Genomic DNA, 15689 nt, shown 5'->3' on the forward strand with positions numbered 1-15689 from the left:
CATTCGAGGAGCCATCATGACGGTACTGGTCATCGCTGAACACGACAACGTTTCACTGCACGCCGCCACGCGCCATGCGGTCGGCGCGGCCCGCCTGTGCGGCGGCGACGTGCACCTGCTCGTCGCGGGACACGATTGCGTCCCCGCGGCGCGCGCGGCCAGCCGCGTTGCCGGCGTGGCGAAGGTGTGGCTCGCCTCGGCCCCGCAGCTCGCGCACGGTCTCGCGGAAAACGTCGCCGCCCAGGCGCTGGAACTGCTGGCGCAGGAGCCTTGTACCCACGTGCTGGCCGCCGCCGGCACGTTCGGCAAGAGCGTCATGCCGCGCATCGCGGCCGGACTGGATGCGGGGCAGATCTCGGAAGTCACACGCATCGTCGCGCCCGACATCTTCGAACGTCCGATTTATGCGGGCAACGCGATCGCGACCGTCCAGGCACTGGACGCCATCAAGGTGCTGACCGTGCGCGCCACCAGTTTCGACGCCGCGCCCCTGGGCGATGCCGAAGCGGTCATCGAGGACATGACGCCGGTGGACGATGCCGGCACCGCGCGCGTCGTCGCAGTCGAGCGGACGGTGTCGGGACGGGCGGAGCTGACCGCGGCGCGCGTCGTGGTCGCGGGCGGGCGCGGCCTCGGTTCCGCCGCCGGTTTCGGCACGCTGGAGCCGCTGGCGGACGCGCTGGGCGCCGCGATCGGCGCGTCGCGCGCGGCGGTCGACGCCGGCTTTGCCAGCAACACATTGCAGATCGGCCAGACCGGCAAGGTGGTCGCGCCCGCGCTGTACATCGCGGTCGGCATTTCGGGGGCCATCCAGCACCTGGCCGGCATCGGTGATGCGAAGGTCATCGTGGCCATCAACAAGGATGCGGAAGCGCCGATTTTCGGCGTGGCGGATTACGGCATCGTCGGCGACCTGTTCGACGTCGTGCCTGCGCTCGTCACCGCATTGCAGGAGGACGAACAAAAACAGCTGGCCGCCTAGAGGATCGGGCACCATGCTGACACACGCCGGCCTCGTACTGGTCTCCATTGCCATCGGCGTCCTGATCGGCGCGGCCGGCGTCGGCGGTTTTTTCATGCCGCCCGCACTGATGCTGCTGATGAACATGGACATTCACCAGGGCATGGCGTTGTCCCTGTTCACTTTCATCTTTACCGGCGCAGCGGGCGCGCTCTACTTCCACAGGAAAGGCAGTCTGGACTGGACGCTGGTGCGGCCGGTGTGCCTCGGCGCGGCGGCGACGGGCTATGCCGGCGCATGGACCGGCCATCATCTCGCCACCGCGTCGCTGTCGACGGCGCTGGCCGCCGTGATCCTCGTCGTCGGCATGACCATGTCGGGCGCCGGCGGCCAGGCGGTGCTTGCCTTGCCGGCCGGCCCGCGTCAGCGCCGGCTGATCCTCGCGGCGATCGGTGCCCTCACGGGGTTCTTTTCCGGTCTCACCGGCATCGGCGGGCAGGTGCTGTCCGTGCCGCTGATGGTCTTGTGCGGCTATCCCGTGCTGACCGCGATCGGCGTCGGGCAGATGCTGCAAACCATCGGCGCGTTGTCCGGTTCGCTCGCGAACCTGCGTTACGCCAGCATCGACTATGGCCTGGCCGCCTTCATCGTCGTGTTTGAAATTGCCGGGGTACTGGCCGGCGCCATCCTCGTCCACCGTGTCGACGGCGCGTTCGTCAAGCGCGTGGTCGGCGGACTGTGCATGGTGGCCGGTTGCGGGTTCATCCTGCGCAGCTTGCAGGCCTGAATCGGTGTACAGTTGAGCATCTTTGTTTTTGGAAAAAATAACGATGCGCAAGATCACCGGGGCGCTGCTGGCGCTGACAGCACTGGCGTGCGTACAGACGGCGCGGGCCGACGGGCTCGACCCGGCCGAGCAGCAAATCGTCGCGGAGATCAAGGCGCATGCGCCGCAAGCGCTCGCCCTGCTCGAGCAGAGCGTCCTCATCAACAGCGGCACGATGAATACCCGCGGCGTGCGCGACGTGGGCGCGCTGTTCCGCAAGCAGTTCGACGCGCTCGGCTTTACCACGCGCTGGATCGAGCTGCCGCCCGAGATGCGCCGCGCCGGCCACCTCGTCGCCACGCGCGACGGCAACCGCGGCAAGCGCCTGCTGCTGCTCGGTCACCTCGACACCGTGTTCGAGCCCGGTTCCGACGTGCCCATGTGGAAGCGCGATGGCGACAAGGTCCGCGGCCAGGGCGTTTCCGACATGAAGGGCGGCGACGTGATCGTCATCGAAGCCTTGCGCGCGCTGCACCGCGTGGGCGCCCTCGACGGCACGCGCATCGCCGTCATGTTCACGGGCGACGAGGAAGAAGCGGGAAATCCGAAGAGCGTGTCGCGCGGCGACATGGTGGAGCTCGCCAGGCGCAGCGACGTCGCCCTCAGCTTCGAGGGCAGCATCCTCGACAAGAATGGCCAGGCGACCGCCACCGTGGGCCGGCGCGCGACGGCCACGTGGGAGCTGGACGTCAAGGCGCGCCAGGGCCATTCGATGGCCGTGTTCGGCGCCAACGGCTATGGCGCCGTGTACGAGACGGCGCGCATCCTGGACGCCTTCCGCCAGCAGGTGACCGAGCCTGGCCTCACGTTCAATCCGGGCGTGATCCTGGGGGGCACCGAGGTCGCGTTCGACGACGCGACCTCGCGCGGCACCGCATTCGGCAAGACCAACGTGATCGCCAATACGGCCACCGTGAAGGCCGACCTGCGCTACCTGGACTACCCGCAACGCGACCGCGCACAGGCACGCATGCGCGCCATCGTCGCGCAGAACCTGCCCGGCACCAGCGCCACCATCACGTTCCACGATTCGTATCCGCCGATGGCCGTGACACCCGGCAACCTGAAAGTGCTGGACCTGTATTCGCGCGCCAGCCAGGATGCCGGGCTTGGGACGATCGCGCCCTTGCCGGCGGAAGCGCGCGGCGCGGGCGACATCCAGTTCGTGGCACCGCTCCTCGACAGCCTCGACGGCCTCGGCGCGAGCGGCAACGGCGCCCACTCGCCGAACGAAGACCTGGACGTGGGCTCGATCGAACGGAGTGCCGTGCGCGCGGCATTGCTGATCTATCGTTTGACGCGTTGACGCTCGTCGAATTTCTTCAACTGGACACGCTACCCGAACCGGGTAATATGCACACATGGCACGACTGATACTTACCTTCCCCGAAGACCAGTACTACTACACGACCTTGCTGACGGTGCGCGTCACCGACATCAACGCCGGCAACCACCTGGGCAACGACTCGATGATCTCGATGATCTCCGAGGCACGGGCCCGCTTCCTGTTCGAATACGGCGTCTCGGAAACGGAGGGCGACGGCACGGGCATCATCGTGACGGACCTCGCGACGACCTACCGCGCCGAAGCGCATGCGCGCGACCAGCTGCTGTTCGAAGTGGGCGTCATGGACTTCAATAAATATGGTGGCGACATCATCTTCCGGGTCACCCGTCCGAAGGACAAGACCCTCATCGCGATGGCCAAGCAGGGCTTCGTCTTCTTCAATTACAAGACGAGCCAGGTCGTCGCCATGCCGGAAGACTTCCGCGGCAAGTTCGACCGGGTGAACTGGATCGACTGAACGCGCGCGAAATAGCTGGAACTTTCTCCCCCTCCCGCTGGAATATGGGTAAAGACAATGACCCATGACCACACCACCCACTGACACCGACCTGCTGCGCCAGACGCGCAGCGGCGCCGCCGACGCCTTCGCGGCCTTGTACCGGCGCCACCAGGGTCCGCTGTACCGCTTCGCGCTGCTGCGCTGCGGCTCGGCGGACACGGCCGCCGACGTGGTCCAGGAAACGTTCATGGGCCTGCTGACGGATCGGTTCCGCTTCGATCCGCTGCGCGGACAGCTGCAGCACTTCCTGTTCGGCGTGGCGCGCAACCTGATCCTGAAAAACGAGACGGCACACCAGCGCCACGTGGTGCTGGACGGCGGCGACGACGGCGACGACGGGTTGCCGGACGACGCGGCCTGTCCGCTGGCGCGCCTGCTGGACAACGAGGCCGCCGAGGAAGTGCGGCGCGCGCTGGCGCTGCTGGCCCCGCACTACCGCGACGCCGTCATCCTGTACGAGATGCACGACTTGTCGTACGCCGAGATCGCCGACATCTGCCAGGTCGACATCGGCACCGTGCGTTCGCGCCTGTCGCGCGGCCGGGCGGCGCTCGCCAAGCGCCTGGCCGGCTGGCGCGCCACGGCTGGCGCAGCATGAAAGGATAGTCATCATGGACATTCGAAACACGACGGACCGCGATCCCCTGCTCGACGCCCTGCGCGCGGAGGTGGGACGGCTGGACGCCCCGCGCGGCGTCGAGAAGGAATTGCTGCAGGCGTTCGCGAAACTGCACCCGCCGAAGCGCCGCTGGTATCACAGGCTGGCCGTGCGTCCCTTGGCGCTGGCCGGGGGCGTCGTGGCCGGGGCGTTCGTGCTGGCGTTCGCCGTGCGCGCGCCGCACCCGGTCGAGGACGGCCGCGCCGGCGCGCTCGTCGCGCTCGACGGCAACGGCGTGTTCATCGCACTGGATTCGGCCGAGCGCATCGCCGCGGAACCGGCGCCGCGCATGGTCGCCACCGACGTGCCGCGCACGAGCCTGGCCGCGCTGGGCGTGCCGCTGACGCCGGAAAACGCGGGCGATTCCGTCCGGGCCGAGATGCTCGTCGCGGCCGACGGCCAGCCGCTTGCCCTGCGCCTGAGCGCGCTTCAATGACAAAGAGGATGCCATGACCACCAAACATGTTGTGATCGCCGCCCTGCTGGCCGGCCTGTTCGCCCCGGCGCTGGCCGAGGATACCCAGGGCCGCGCGTCCGACGGCGCCATGACGTTTCACTTCGATAAGATGGAGTTCGATGCGCGCAGCGGTGCCGCCGTGATGCGCTCGAACATCGTCAAAAGCGCACCCTACAGTGCGCAGATGGTGACGGAGTTCGCGCAGGCGCTACCCGACGGCAACCAGATCGCCACGCGCCGCACCACGATGACGTACCGCGACAGCGCCGGCCGCACCCGCCAGGAAATCCGCGACGACAAGGGCGACGTCGCCACGGTCACGATCAACGATCCGGTGAGCGGCACGAACCTGGTCCTGCACCCACGGAACCGCTCGGCCGTCAGGATCAATCCGGGAGCCACGGCGCGCGCCGCGGCCGATGCGGCGCGGGCGAAAGTCGACCAGATGCGCAAGGACGGCACACTGCCCGCCGGCAGCGAGGAGATCATCGTCAAGCGCGTGCAGGGCATCGACGACGCCGAACGGCAGCGCATCCAGCGCGACGTGCGCATCCAGGTCTCGAGGGCGCTGGCGGAGAGCGGCACGGCGCAGCGCGACGCGCAGATGCGGGTGGCGCCGCTGATGAACGGCGCGTTCGCCGACGTCAAATGGTCGACGAAGGCGACGACGAAGGACCTGGGCACGCGCGATTTCGGCGGCATCAAGGCCGAGGGCAGGCTGCGCAGCTACGAGATCCCGGCCGGGGCGATCGGCAACCGCAACGCGATCGTCGTGTCGGACGAGACGTGGACGGCACCCGACCTGCAGGTGACGGTCTACACGAAGCACAGCGACCCGCGCAGCGGCGACGTCGTGTTCCGGCTCGAGAACATCAAGCGCGAGGAACCCGCGCCCGCGCTGTTCACCGTGCCGGCCGACTACACGGTGCGCGAAGCGGGCGGCCGCTGGCGCGACAAGGCAGGCCGCGCGGACAAGTAAACGAACGCCGCTCCCTGAGCGGCGCGAAGCCTCAGCGCCGCTTCTTCCGGATCGGCGCGATGGTCTTGTCGAACCAGTCGTCGATCATCTGCTTCTCGTAGCGATACGGCTCCGAATCGAAGTAGTGGCTGAACGTCTGCTGGTAATTCATGTCCTGCAGCTGCGACTGGCCGTTCTTGATCACCTGCCCGTTCTGCTCGATCGCATAATTCAGCTCCATGCGCGGCCAGTCCGCCCGCCCGGTCATCACGCGCAGGTCGCGGCCCAGCCGGGTACTCGGAATGAGGCGGCCGGCCGGGTCGAAATCCGTGATCTCGATGCGCAGGTCCTCGCCCGGCGGCAGGTTCGCGCCCAGCTTCACGAAGTGGTCGGTGATCTGGTCCAGCATCTCCTTGCGCTCCCAGCCCGGGAACGGCAGGTCGTGGAAATTCTCGGGATGCACCCACGTGACGTTGACCGCGGCCGACGCACTGCCTGCTGCCAGCGCCAGCAGGCCCGCCAGGGCCATCGTTTTCATGAACGCTTTCATGATGTTCTTCCTTTCGTCGTCGAATACAGCATCTGTTAATACCTCATTCTTATACGCCGGTTTCCATGCCGGGTCCGTTATCGATTCGTCTTAGTTTGTATCGAAATGTTAGTCCGCGCACAGGTGTCCCGGGCTCTTGCACAGCACAATCCAGAACGGGACAACGCAAGCGAGGAAGCATCATGCCGGAAGGCCCGTCGCTGGTCATCTTGAAAGAGCAGACGGCCCCGTTCGTGGGCCAGGAAATCGTGCGTGCCGAGGGCAATACCTGGGCCATCGACACGGCGCGCCTCGTCGGCCAGCCCGTCGTCGCGCTGCGCACGTGGGGCAAGCATTTCCTCATCCAGGTGCCGACGATGGTCGTGCGGGTCCATTTTCTCCTGTTCGGCACGTACCGCGTGAACGAACGGCGCGACAAGCCACCGCGCCTGTCGCTCGGCTTCGCGGACGGCGGCGAGCTCAACTTCTACGCCTGCTCGGTCAAGGAGATCGACTGCGACATCGACGCGTACTACGACTGGGCCGCGGACGTCATGTCGGATGCATGGGATCCGGCGTTGGCGCGCAAGAAGCTCAGGGGCGCACCCGACACGCTCGCCTGCGACGCCCTGCTCGACCAGGACATCTTCGCCGGCGTCGGCAACATCATCAAGAACGAGGTGCTGTTCCGCATCCGGATCGATCCCCGGTCCAGGGTCGGCGCGCTGCCGCCGGCCAAGCTGCGCGCCCTCGTGCAGGAAGCGCGCCAGTACAGCTTCGACTTCCTCGAGTGGAAAAAAGCGTTCACACTCAAGAAACACTGGCTCGCGCACAACCAGAAAATCTGCCCCCGCTGCCATATCCCTTTTCACAAAGCGAATCTCGGCAAGACGAACCGCCGCAGCTTCTGGTGCGAGCGCTGCCAAAAGCTGCATGAATAAGGCGGAAACAATAGGGAAACGACACGTTGCGACATTGTGACTTTTTGCACTGCGTCATTAATATTTCTTGTTGTTAATGGTCACTGCTCATACTACAATCATTTCGGACCGTGCAGCCTTACCTCAAAACCTCGTGAGATCGTCAAATGTCCTTCCTGTCATCCGCCGCGCCGAAGCTTGCACCATGGAAAGTACTGCTCGTCGACGACGAACCGGACATCCATGACATCACCAAGCTGACGCTGTCCCGTTTCCGCCTCGACGGCCGCAGCCTCTCGTTCCTGCACGCCTACAGCGGCGCCGAGGCGAAGGACATCCTGGCGCGCGAGAAGGACGTCGCGCTGGTGTTCCTCGACGTCGTCATGGAGCGCGAGGACAGCGGCCTGGAAGTGGCGCGCTGGATGCGCCAGGAGCTGGACAACCAGTTCACCCGCATCGTGCTGCGCACGGGCCAGCCGGGCCAGGCACCCGAGGAACGCGTGATCGTCGACTACGACATCAACGACTACAAGGAAAAGACGGAACTCGACCGCACCAAGCTGTTCACGACGACGTTCGCCGCCCTGCGCGCCTACCGCGACATCATGAAAGTCGAGGACGCCCGCCGCGTCCAGCAGAATTACCGCGAAGGCCTGGAGCGCGTGATCTCCGCGTCCACGCATCTGTTCAGGCAGCGCAACCTGAAGGATTTCGCCAGCGGCCTGCTGCAGCAGGTCGTCGCCCTGCTGCGCCTGGAGCAGAGCATGCTGCTGCGCGTGACCGGCGCCAGCGTGATCACCGGCGAGAGCCAGTACGAAATCCTCGCGCGCATCGGCGACGTCGGCGACCACGACATCGGCCCGGAACTGATCGCCCAGCTGGACGAGGCACGCCACAACCGCATCTCCAAGCTGCATGGCGACACTTATGTCGGCTACTTCCCGAACAGCAGCGGCAAGGCGTCTCTGCTCGTGCTCAAGGGCGTGGAAGAAATCGACGAGATCGATGTGCAATTGCTCGACGTGTTTTGCTCGGGCGTCGCCATCGCCTTCGACAACATCCTGCTGAACCAGGAAATCACGGACACCCAGGCCGAGCTGATCCTGCGCCTGGGCGACGTCGTCGAATCGCGCTCGAACGAAGCCGGCAACCACGTGCGCCGCATGGCCCAGGTGTGTCATCTGCTGGCCCAGGAATCGGGCATGTCCGACGACGAGACGGCCGTGCTGATGCATGCGGCGCCGATGCACGACGTGGGCAAGATCGCGACGCCGGACGCCGTCCTGTTGAAACCGGGGCGCCTCACGCCCGAGGAATGGGACATCATGAAGCAGCACCCGACCATCGGCCTGCAGATCCTCGACGGCTCGCAGCGCCCGATCCTGAAGGCGGCCGCCGTGATCGCCCACCAGCACCACGAGAAATGGGACGGCAGCGGTTATCCGCAGGGCCTGCAGGGCGAAGACATCCACCCGTATGCCCGCATCGTGGCCGTGGCCGACGTGTTCGATGCCCTCACGCACGAGCGCGTGTACAAGAAGGCGTGGCCGATCGACCAGGTGCGCGACTACCTGCGCGACGTGGCGGGCCAGCACCTCGATCCGCACTACGTCGACATCCTCATCAGGAACCTCGACAAGGCCACCGAGATCAACGAACGCTGGCCGGACTGAAATCGATATCGCGGGCCGGGACAAGGGAGACAGAGTCAGGTAGTATGCAGAGCTTCGCGGCAATACTGTCCCGACCGCCATCCGGCCCATGCGTATCCGAACCCGACTGCTGCTCCTGATCCTGGCCATCCTGGTCCCTGCCCTCCTCGCGGCGGTCCTGGCCGTCGGGTATGTCTATCAGGAAGAGCGGCGCGCCCAGGAAACGAGCGTCAAGGAAGCGGTGCGCGCCTTCACCCTCCTCGTCGACAACGAACTGGAGATCAGGGAAGGCATCCTGCGCACGCTGGCGAATTCCCCCGCGCTGGCCCGCGGCGATCTCGAGACCTTCTTTCACCACGCCCATTCGGTGGCGCCGCGCGGCGAGACGGCGATCCTGCTGCTCGACCGGGACGGCCACCAGTTGCTCAACACGCGGGTCGCGCCGGGCGCGCCGCTGCCGCCCGGCCGCGCGTCGAACCTCGACGCGCTGATGCAACGGGACGGCGCCGACCGCACCCTCGTCTCCGACCTGTTCGTCTCCTCGATCAGCCAGCGCCATGCGGTCGCCATCCAGGTGCCGGTGCACGTGGACGGCACCCTGCGCTACTTCCTCGCCATGAGCATGAACGCCGCCCAGCTGCAGGCGCTGCTGGGTGAACAGCGCTTCCCACCCGACTGGCAGGCCGCCATCGTCGACCGCACCGGCCGGCTGATCGCGCGCTCGATCGACCCGGACCAGTACCGGGGCCGCTCGGTCAGCGAGGTGGCGCTGGCCCAGTTCGCCGCCCACCGCGAAGGCGTGTTCTCGAACAGGAACCTGGCCGGCATTCCCGTGCAGGCCTTCTTCAGCACCGTGCCCTCGTCGAACTGGAAAGTCCTCGTCAGCATTCCGACGGAAGACCTGCGCCGCGTGCCCCTGCATGCGGCGGCCTTCCTGGCGGCCATCATGGCCGTCATGCTCGTGCTGGCATCGGTGGCCGCGCGCTGGTTCGCGCGCCGCGCCGCGATCCCGATCGAATACCTGGGCCGCAGCGCCGCGGACCTGGGCGCCGGCCGCGAAGTGCATTACCGGCCGCAGGGCATCGTCGAGATCGACGCCGTGGCGCAGCGCATGGCCGACGCGAGCCGCCAGATCCTGACCGCGCAGGCCGACCTGGAGCAGCGCGTGGCGGAGGCCGTGGCGGCCAGCGAGCGCGCCCAGAGCGCCCTCGTGCGCGGCCAGAAGCTGGAAGCCCTCGGCCGCCTCACGGGCGGCATCGCGCACGAATTCAACAACCTGCTGCAGACGCTGACGACCGCGCTGCAGCTCGCGTCCCTGACGGCGAACCAGCCCAAGGTGCTGAGCCTGATCGACACATGCAAGCGCACCGTCAGCCGCGCCACCGCGCTGACGACCCGCCTGGGGTCGTTCGGCCGCGTGCAGGATGCGCGTTTGCTGACGGTCGACCCGGGCGAGCAGGTGCGCGGGTCTGTCCAGCTGCTGCGCGGCGTGCTGCGCCAGGGCACGCGCATGGAAGTGCATTGCGAGGACGACCTGTGGCCCGTCACCGTCGACCCCGTACAATTCGACCTGGCCCTGTTGAACCTGGCGATCAATGCGCGCGACGCCATGCCGGACGGCGGCCGGCTCGGCGTCGGCGTGCGCAACTGCTCCCTCGAACCGACCATGGAACGCACGGGCGGCGACTACGTGTGCGTGAGCGTGACGGACACGGGCATCGGCATGCCGCCCGACGTGCAGGCGCGCGCGCTCGACCCGTTCTTCACGACGAAACCGCCGGGCCAGGGCTCCGGCCTCGGGCTGCCCCAGGCCTACGCATTCGCCACGCAGTCGCGCGGCTGGCTGACCCTGGCGAGCACGGTCGGCGCCGGCACCACCATCGAGATCTACCTGCCGCGCTCGCTGCAACCGTTGTCGGCCACGGCGGCGCGCACTGACAGCCAGGCGCCGGGACACGGCAGCGGGCGCGTGCTGTTCGTCGAAGACGATCCGCTCGTGCGCGAAGCGGTCGTGCGCGGCCTGGAAGACTGCGGCTTCGACGTGATGGTGGCGCCGGACGGCGACAAGGCGCTCGCCATGCTCGACGCCGGCCTCGACGCCGACGTCGTGTTTTCCGACATCGTCATGCCCGGCAAGGTCAGCGGCATCGACCTGGCCGGCATCCTGCACGAGCGCCGCCCCGGCCTGCCGGTCGTCCTCGCCACGGGCTACACCGACCAGCGCGCCGTCATCCCGGGCGTGCAGGTCCTCGCCAAACCGTACGAGATCGACCAGCTGGTCGAACTGCTGGCCAACCTCTCCGGCAACCGCTGACCTTTACAGTGTCAGCGTGACCTGCTCGCCGGCCACGGCGACCGTGCATCTGGTCGCGCCCGCCGTACGGCCCGGTGCCGTGCTGCAGTCGGCGCTGACCTGCTTGCCCTGCCAGGTGCCGTCGAACTTGCCGTCGCCGTGCAACAGCGACACGTGGTCGTCGATGACCTTGTCGCCGTTGACGAAGATGCGCACGCCGGAGCAGTCGATCAGCGCGCCCTGGATATCCAGCTTGCCGTCGCGGCTCGTGTAGTGATTTCCGGTTACCGGCGATAGCGCCGCGCAGCCGGACATTGTGACGGCCAGCGCGGCCGCGATCATGAACTTTGTTGACATTTTTGTGTAATCTCCGCTTATCTGCGCGGTTCTCTTCAGGAAACCTTGAAATCATAACCGTATTTACTGAAAGATTAATATTCAAAAATTGCAATAAGCATGCTTTTTTTTGCAATGCAAACTGGATGTTTTTACTCGTATTGCAATTTCCATATGGAAACTATTGGTTGCAGCCAGGCTGGCGTAGAATGGACCGCATCAAGGAGACGATCATGCAGACTCTGCCCCTGAGAATCGGCGCCGGCCAGGACCTGCGCGCCGTGCTCGACGCCCTCGTCGCGCAACACCACGTGGACGCCGCGTTCGTCCTGCAAGGCATCGGCAGCCTGGCGGTCGCCCGGTTGCGCTTCGCGGGCCGGCCGGAATTCACGGAACTGCGCGGCGACCTGGAAATCCTCACGCTGGGCGGGTCGTTGTCGCCGGACGGTCCGCACCTGCACGCGAGCGTGGCCGACGACGGCGGCCGCGTCATCGGCGGCCACCTCGGCCCCGGCTGCATCGTGCGCACGACGGCCGAGGTGCTCGTGGCGCTGCTGCCGCGCCACCGCTTCCGCCGCGAATTCGATCCGGCCACGGGGTTCGACGAGTTGTTCGTGAAGGCCTAATGTCCGTTTCCGCACTGAACGATCCAGTGCGCGGCCGTACTCTGGCGGTAAATACTTCCGCAGAGACCGATCATGACCACGCACATTCCGGACGAAGATCCGACCCAGCCCAAGCCCGCCCCCCTGTCGCTCGCCGCGTGGAAACACTTCGTCAACGTCGCCAGGCCCTACTGGCTGGGCGATGAAAAAAGCAGGGCCTGGACCCTGCTGCTGCTGTTGATCGTGCTGATGCTGGTCGACACCAAGCTCGCGGTCATGCTGAACAACCAGACCGGAGAATTGACGTCGGCGCTGGCCGGCAAGGACGCCGGCCGCTTCTGGACCTCGGTGCGCGCCTGCCTGTTCATCCTCGCGTTCGCCGTGCCGACCTACGCCTTTTACTACTACATGCGCGACGTGTTCGCGAACCAGTGGCGGCGCTGGCTCACCGGCCGCTTCCTCGACGGCTATCTGCAGGACCGCAAATACTACGCGCTGGGCGCCGGTAACGAGATCGACAATCCGGACCAGCGCATCAGCGAGGACATCAACACGTTCACGGGCCGGTCGATCAATTTTCTGCTGATTTTCCTCGGCTCGGCCATGCAACTGGTCGCGTTCAGCACCGTGCTGTGGTCGATCTCGCACCTGCTCGTCGCCGTACTGGTGGCCTATGCGGTGATGGGCAATATCGTCGCCCTGTACTTCTTCGGCAGTCCGCTGATCCAGCTGAATTTCTGGCAGTTGCGGCGCGAGGCCGACTTCCGCTTCAGCCTGATGCGCCTGCGCGAGAATGCCGAGTCGATCGCGTTCTACCGGGGTGAAGCGCAGGAGCGCACGCACATCGACAGCCGCTTCGACAAGGTCATCCGCAACTTTGCGCGGCTGATCAGGAAACAGCGCGCGCTGAATTTCTTCCAGCGCACGTTCAGCCAGCTCACCGTGGTGCTGCCCTACGTGCTGCTGGCCGGCGGCGTGCTGTCGGGCGAGCTGGAAGTGGGCGCCGCGACGCGCGCCGCCGGCGCCTTTACGGCCGTGCTCGGTGCGGTGGGCGTCATCGTCGACAACTTCGAGAGCCTCAGCCGTTTCGTGGCAGGCATCGGCCGCCTGCAAGCCCTGTCCAACCTCGTGCTGCCCGGTGCGCAGCCTGCCGCCGAAGACCGACACCCGCGCATCGCGATGCGGCCCGGCACGCACTTCGCGCTGGAAGCCGTGACCTTGCATCCGCCGCAATCGGACCGCGTCCTCATCAAGGAACTGAGCCTCGTGCTGAAGCCCGGCGACGCTTTGTTGATCACCGGCGCCAGCGGCTGCGGCAAGAGTTCGCTGCTGCGCGCGATCGCGGGGCTGTGGCGCACGGGCAGCGGCACGATCCAGCATCCGCCGCTGGAAGACGTGTTCTTCCTGCCGCAGCAGCCGTATCTGCAGCCCGGCACCCTGCGCAGCCAGCTCATCTATCCCAGCGTGCACCGCGACCTGAGCGACGAGCAGCTGCTCGACATCCTGCAACAGGTGCACCTGCCCGCACTGGCCGACCGCGTGGGCGGCCTCGATGCCGTGCACGACTGGAGCAAGCTGCTGTCGGTCGGCGAGCAGCAGCGTCTCGCCTTCGGCCGCGTGCTGGTGCACGCGCCGCGGATCGTCATCCTGGACGAGGCGACGAGCGCGCTCGACAGCGCCAATGAAACCGCGCTGTACGCGCGCCTGCGCGCCAGCGGCGCGACCCTCGTCAGCATCGCCCACCGCGAAGCCGTGCTGCGTCACCACACGCACGTGCTGAAGCTGGCGGGCGACGGGTCGTGGGAAGTCAGCGAAGCCGGCGGATTCGAGTTCGACCAGCCCGTGGCCGACGCCGGGCCGGCACCGGTGCGGCCAGCGGCCGTCGCGACGTTCGTCGGCTAGACTTCACACCACGGCGGCGCCGACCGGCTCGGGCCGCCGCGCAAGCAGGTGGGACAGCCGCTGCAGACCCGCCTGCAAGCGTCCGCGGTCCTTGATGCTGCCCAGGGAGATCCGGATGGCATTCGCCGACCCGGCGCCGGTTGCGAATGCCTCCGCCGGCGTGACCGCGATGCCCTCGCGCTCGGCCGCACGCGCCAGCTGCGCGGCGGTCCAGTACGCCGGCAACTCGAGCCATACATGCAGGCCGTCTCCGGCCCCGCTGTACCGCCCCGCCAGGATATCGCGGGCCATCCGGTGGCGCAGGCGGGCCTCGTTGCGGACGCCTTCCATCAACCGGTCCGCCGAACCGTCGAGGATCCACTGCGTGGCCAGTGCGGCCGTCAGTGGCGCGACCATCAGCGCAAATGACCTGAGTGCGGCCAGGAACCGTTCGCGTACGTGCGGGTCGCGTACGAGCACGAAGGCGACCCGCAAGCCGGGCGTCAGGCATTTCGACAGGGTCGAGATGTAGACCACCTGGTCCGGGGCAAACGTGGCAACGGGTGGCGGCGGGGCGGCGGCAAGGCGCCAGTACGGATCGTCCTCGACGATGCGGACATCGCAGCGCTGCGCGATCCCGGCGAGCGCCTTGCGCCGGCGTTCCGGCATGGTGACGGCGGTCGGGTTCTGCAAGGTCGGATTGAGGTAGACCAGCCCGGGCTTGTGCCGGCGGCACGCCTCCTCGAGCATCTCGGGCACCATCCCGTGCCGGTCCGCTTCCACCGCGATGACCTGCCGGCCGAACTGGGTGGCCGCGGCCAGCAGGCCGGGATACGTCGTCGGCTCCGCCAGGATGACATCGCCGGGCGCCGTCAGCGCAAGGATCAACGCGGCGATCGCCGCCTGCGCACCCGGACAGACGACGACGTGCCCCGCATCCGGATGGCCGAACATCGGTGCGAGCCATGTGGCGCCGGCCTTGCGGTCGGAGTCGCTGCCCCCGCCCAGGTGGTAATTCATCAGCGCTGTGTTATCGGCCCGCATCAGGACTTGCGACAGACCCTGTTTCAACATGTCGTCGAAGTCCACGCCATCCGGCGGCGGCGGGGTGTTCATGCTCAGGTCGAGGACAGCGGTCAATTCGACTTTCGGCGCCGCGACATACGTGCCGCGGGCGCCGCGGCCCTCCAGCAGGTTGCGGCGCCTCGCTTCGTCGTAGGCGCGCGTGACCGTCGTCAGGTCGACGTCCAGCTGTGCCGCCAGCCGGCGCTGCGGAGGCAGCCGGTCGCCCGGCCTCAGCGAACCGTCCGCCACCGCCGCCTGCAATGCCTCCGCAATCTGCAGGAAACGCGGCCCGCCATGCGCGGCCAGGCGCGGCAACCAGGTGGGCAAATCGTCATCTTGTATGGATTTCAACTGGGACATTTTGTCTCGATGTATGGAGATTGCTTTTGCGTAGTATGTGGGTATTCGACGATGGTTCAAACACAAAAATCATGGAATGGATCCCGGTAGTCTTCGTTGTGTTCAAGTTTCTCGTGTTAGCCACGGGGATGTTCTTCGCCATCAAGTGGCATTACGACCAGGGGAAGAAGGGAAAAGTGCAAGAGCGGCGCGCGGTGCTGCGCGCGAGCGGCAAGGTGGCCGCACTCTTCGTGGTGATACTCGTGGGCCTCGGGCTCGTCACCTTCGCCCTTGCCAGGGTGCTCGGCCTGGACCTGGGCTACCCGTGATGCCGCCCCGCCGCGCAGACTAGAATACCTGTC

General features: G+C 66.8%; 16 protein-coding genes. 13 read left to right on the top strand and 3 right to left on the bottom strand.

Annotation, left to right across the window (positions count from 1 at the left end; all coding sequences use genetic code 11):
• Positions 1-16 precede the first annotated feature (16 nt).
• The 7 genes from ACEN9G_RS09290 to ACEN9G_RS09320 all read left to right on the top strand — a co-directional run bounded on the left by ACEN9G_RS09290 (position 17) and on the right by ACEN9G_RS09320 (position 5728).
• Positions 17-982, top strand: a complete 966-nt coding sequence (locus ACEN9G_RS09290) for an electron transfer flavoprotein subunit alpha/FixB family protein (protein WP_483126593.1) — start codon at positions 17-19, stop codon at positions 980-982.
• A gap of 13 nt (positions 983-995) precedes the next feature.
• Positions 996-1748 carry a sulfite exporter TauE/SafE family protein gene (locus tag ACEN9G_RS09295; protein WP_413344601.1) on the top strand — a complete coding sequence of 251 codons (753 nt, stop codon included), beginning with the start codon at positions 996-998 and terminating at the stop codon, positions 1746-1748.
• Between the two features lie 43 nt (positions 1749-1791).
• Entirely contained in the window at positions 1792-3093 is a 1302-nt protein-coding gene (locus ACEN9G_RS09300) for a M20/M25/M40 family metallo-hydrolase (protein ID WP_413344602.1), read from the top strand.
• A gap of 55 nt (positions 3094-3148) precedes the next feature.
• Complete coding sequence (locus tag ACEN9G_RS09305; RefSeq protein ID WP_413344604.1) at positions 3149-3592, top strand: thioesterase family protein; 444 nt, start codon at positions 3149-3151, stop codon at positions 3590-3592.
• 64 nt (positions 3593-3656) lie between these two features.
• On the top strand, positions 3657-4232 hold the full coding sequence (locus tag ACEN9G_RS09310) for an RNA polymerase sigma factor (RefSeq protein ID WP_483126594.1): 576 nt from the start codon (positions 3657-3659) through the stop codon (positions 4230-4232).
• 13 nt (positions 4233-4245) lie between these two features.
• The gene (locus ACEN9G_RS09315) at positions 4246-4728 is read left to right on the top strand and encodes a hypothetical protein (protein WP_483126595.1); all 483 of its coding nucleotides are present in this window, start codon (positions 4246-4248) and stop codon (positions 4726-4728) included.
• 13 nt (positions 4729-4741) lie between these two features.
• Positions 4742-5728, top strand: a complete 987-nt coding sequence (locus ACEN9G_RS09320; RefSeq protein ID WP_413343827.1) for a hypothetical protein — start codon at positions 4742-4744, stop codon at positions 5726-5728.
• Positions 5729-5759: 31 nt separating this feature from the next.
• Here ACEN9G_RS09320 and ACEN9G_RS09325 read toward each other — a convergent pair whose 3' ends face one another.
• Complete coding sequence (locus tag ACEN9G_RS09325) at positions 5760-6257, bottom strand: DUF3016 domain-containing protein (protein ID WP_413343828.1); 498 nt, start codon at positions 6255-6257, stop codon at positions 5760-5762.
• A gap of 182 nt (positions 6258-6439) precedes the next feature.
• Here ACEN9G_RS09325 and ACEN9G_RS09330 point away from each other — a divergent pair, with 182 nt between their 5' ends.
• The 3 genes from ACEN9G_RS09330 (at position 6440) to ACEN9G_RS09340 (ending at position 11122) form a co-directional block, all read left to right on the top strand.
• The gene (locus ACEN9G_RS09330) at positions 6440-7177 is read left to right on the top strand and encodes a DNA-formamidopyrimidine glycosylase family protein (RefSeq protein ID WP_413343830.1); all 738 of its coding nucleotides are present in this window, start codon (positions 6440-6442) and stop codon (positions 7175-7177) included.
• Between the two features lie 146 nt (positions 7178-7323).
• On the top strand, positions 7324-8829 hold the full coding sequence (locus ACEN9G_RS09335; RefSeq protein ID WP_413343832.1) for an HD domain-containing phosphohydrolase: 1506 nt from the start codon (positions 7324-7326) through the stop codon (positions 8827-8829).
• A gap of 88 nt (positions 8830-8917) precedes the next feature.
• On the top strand, positions 8918-11122 hold the full coding sequence (locus ACEN9G_RS09340) for a hybrid sensor histidine kinase/response regulator (protein ID WP_483126596.1): 2205 nt from the start codon (positions 8918-8920) through the stop codon (positions 11120-11122).
• 3 nt (positions 11123-11125) lie between these two features.
• Here the strand turns inward: ACEN9G_RS09340 and ACEN9G_RS09345 are convergent, their stop codons facing one another.
• Positions 11126-11458, bottom strand: coding sequence for a hypothetical protein (locus ACEN9G_RS09345; protein ID WP_413338774.1), 333 nt, complete (start codon positions 11456-11458; stop codon positions 11126-11128).
• Between the two features lie 212 nt (positions 11459-11670).
• Here ACEN9G_RS09345 and ACEN9G_RS09350 point away from each other — a divergent pair, with 212 nt between their 5' ends.
• Together ACEN9G_RS09350 and ACEN9G_RS09355 are read left to right on the top strand one after the other, a co-directional pair.
• A complete protein-coding gene (locus tag ACEN9G_RS09350) occupies positions 11671-12063 on the top strand; it encodes a PPC domain-containing DNA-binding protein (RefSeq protein ID WP_413338775.1) in 393 nt (130 codons plus the stop codon).
• 72 nt (positions 12064-12135) lie between these two features.
• Entirely contained in the window at positions 12136-13944 is a 1809-nt protein-coding gene (locus ACEN9G_RS09355; RefSeq protein ID WP_413338777.1) for an ABC transporter ATP-binding protein/permease, read from the top strand.
• Between the two features lie 3 nt (positions 13945-13947).
• On the opposite strand, the gene ACEN9G_RS09360 is transcribed toward ACEN9G_RS09355, so the two are convergent.
• Positions 13948-15348, bottom strand: coding sequence for an aminotransferase-like domain-containing protein (locus ACEN9G_RS09360; protein ID WP_413338779.1), 1401 nt, complete (start codon positions 15346-15348; stop codon positions 13948-13950).
• Between the two features lie 71 nt (positions 15349-15419).
• Between ACEN9G_RS09360 and ACEN9G_RS09365 the strand changes: the two genes are divergently transcribed.
• A complete protein-coding gene (locus ACEN9G_RS09365) occupies positions 15420-15656 on the top strand; it encodes a hypothetical protein (protein ID WP_413338781.1) in 237 nt (78 codons plus the stop codon).
• The last annotated feature ends 33 nt before the right edge of the window (positions 15657-15689 follow it).

The organism is Massilia sp. Masssp94 (assembly GCF_059491305.1).

Coding starts and splice junctions, on each gene's coding strand:
- ACEN9G_RS09290 (WP_483126593.1), top strand. CDS start 17: ATGACGGTACTGGTCATCGCTGAACACGACAACGTTTCACTGCACGCC.
- ACEN9G_RS09295 (WP_413344601.1), top strand. CDS start 996: ATGCTGACACACGCCGGCCTCGTACTGGTCTCCATTGCCATCGGCGTC.
- ACEN9G_RS09300 (WP_413344602.1), top strand. CDS start 1,792: ATGCGCAAGATCACCGGGGCGCTGCTGGCGCTGACAGCACTGGCGTGC.
- ACEN9G_RS09305 (WP_413344604.1), top strand. CDS start 3,149: ATGGCACGACTGATACTTACCTTCCCCGAAGACCAGTACTACTACACG.
- ACEN9G_RS09310 (WP_483126594.1), top strand. CDS start 3,657: ATGACCACACCACCCACTGACACCGACCTGCTGCGCCAGACGCGCAGC.
- ACEN9G_RS09315 (WP_483126595.1), top strand. CDS start 4,246: ATGGACATTCGAAACACGACGGACCGCGATCCCCTGCTCGACGCCCTG.
- ACEN9G_RS09320 (WP_413343827.1), top strand. CDS start 4,742: ATGACCACCAAACATGTTGTGATCGCCGCCCTGCTGGCCGGCCTGTTC.
- ACEN9G_RS09325 (WP_413343828.1), bottom strand. CDS start 6,257: ATGAAAGCGTTCATGAAAACGATGGCCCTGGCGGGCCTGCTGGCGCTG.
- ACEN9G_RS09330 (WP_413343830.1), top strand. CDS start 6,440: ATGCCGGAAGGCCCGTCGCTGGTCATCTTGAAAGAGCAGACGGCCCCG.
- ACEN9G_RS09335 (WP_413343832.1), top strand. CDS start 7,324: ATGTCCTTCCTGTCATCCGCCGCGCCGAAGCTTGCACCATGGAAAGTA.
- ACEN9G_RS09340 (WP_483126596.1), top strand. CDS start 8,918: ATGCGTATCCGAACCCGACTGCTGCTCCTGATCCTGGCCATCCTGGTC.
- ACEN9G_RS09345 (WP_413338774.1), bottom strand. CDS start 11,458: ATGTCAACAAAGTTCATGATCGCGGCCGCGCTGGCCGTCACAATGTCC.
- ACEN9G_RS09350 (WP_413338775.1), top strand. CDS start 11,671: ATGCAGACTCTGCCCCTGAGAATCGGCGCCGGCCAGGACCTGCGCGCC.
- ACEN9G_RS09355 (WP_413338777.1), top strand. CDS start 12,136: ATGACCACGCACATTCCGGACGAAGATCCGACCCAGCCCAAGCCCGCC.
- ACEN9G_RS09360 (WP_413338779.1), bottom strand. CDS start 15,348: ATGTCCCAGTTGAAATCCATACAAGATGACGATTTGCCCACCTGGTTG.
- ACEN9G_RS09365 (WP_413338781.1), top strand. CDS start 15,420: ATGGAATGGATCCCGGTAGTCTTCGTTGTGTTCAAGTTTCTCGTGTTA.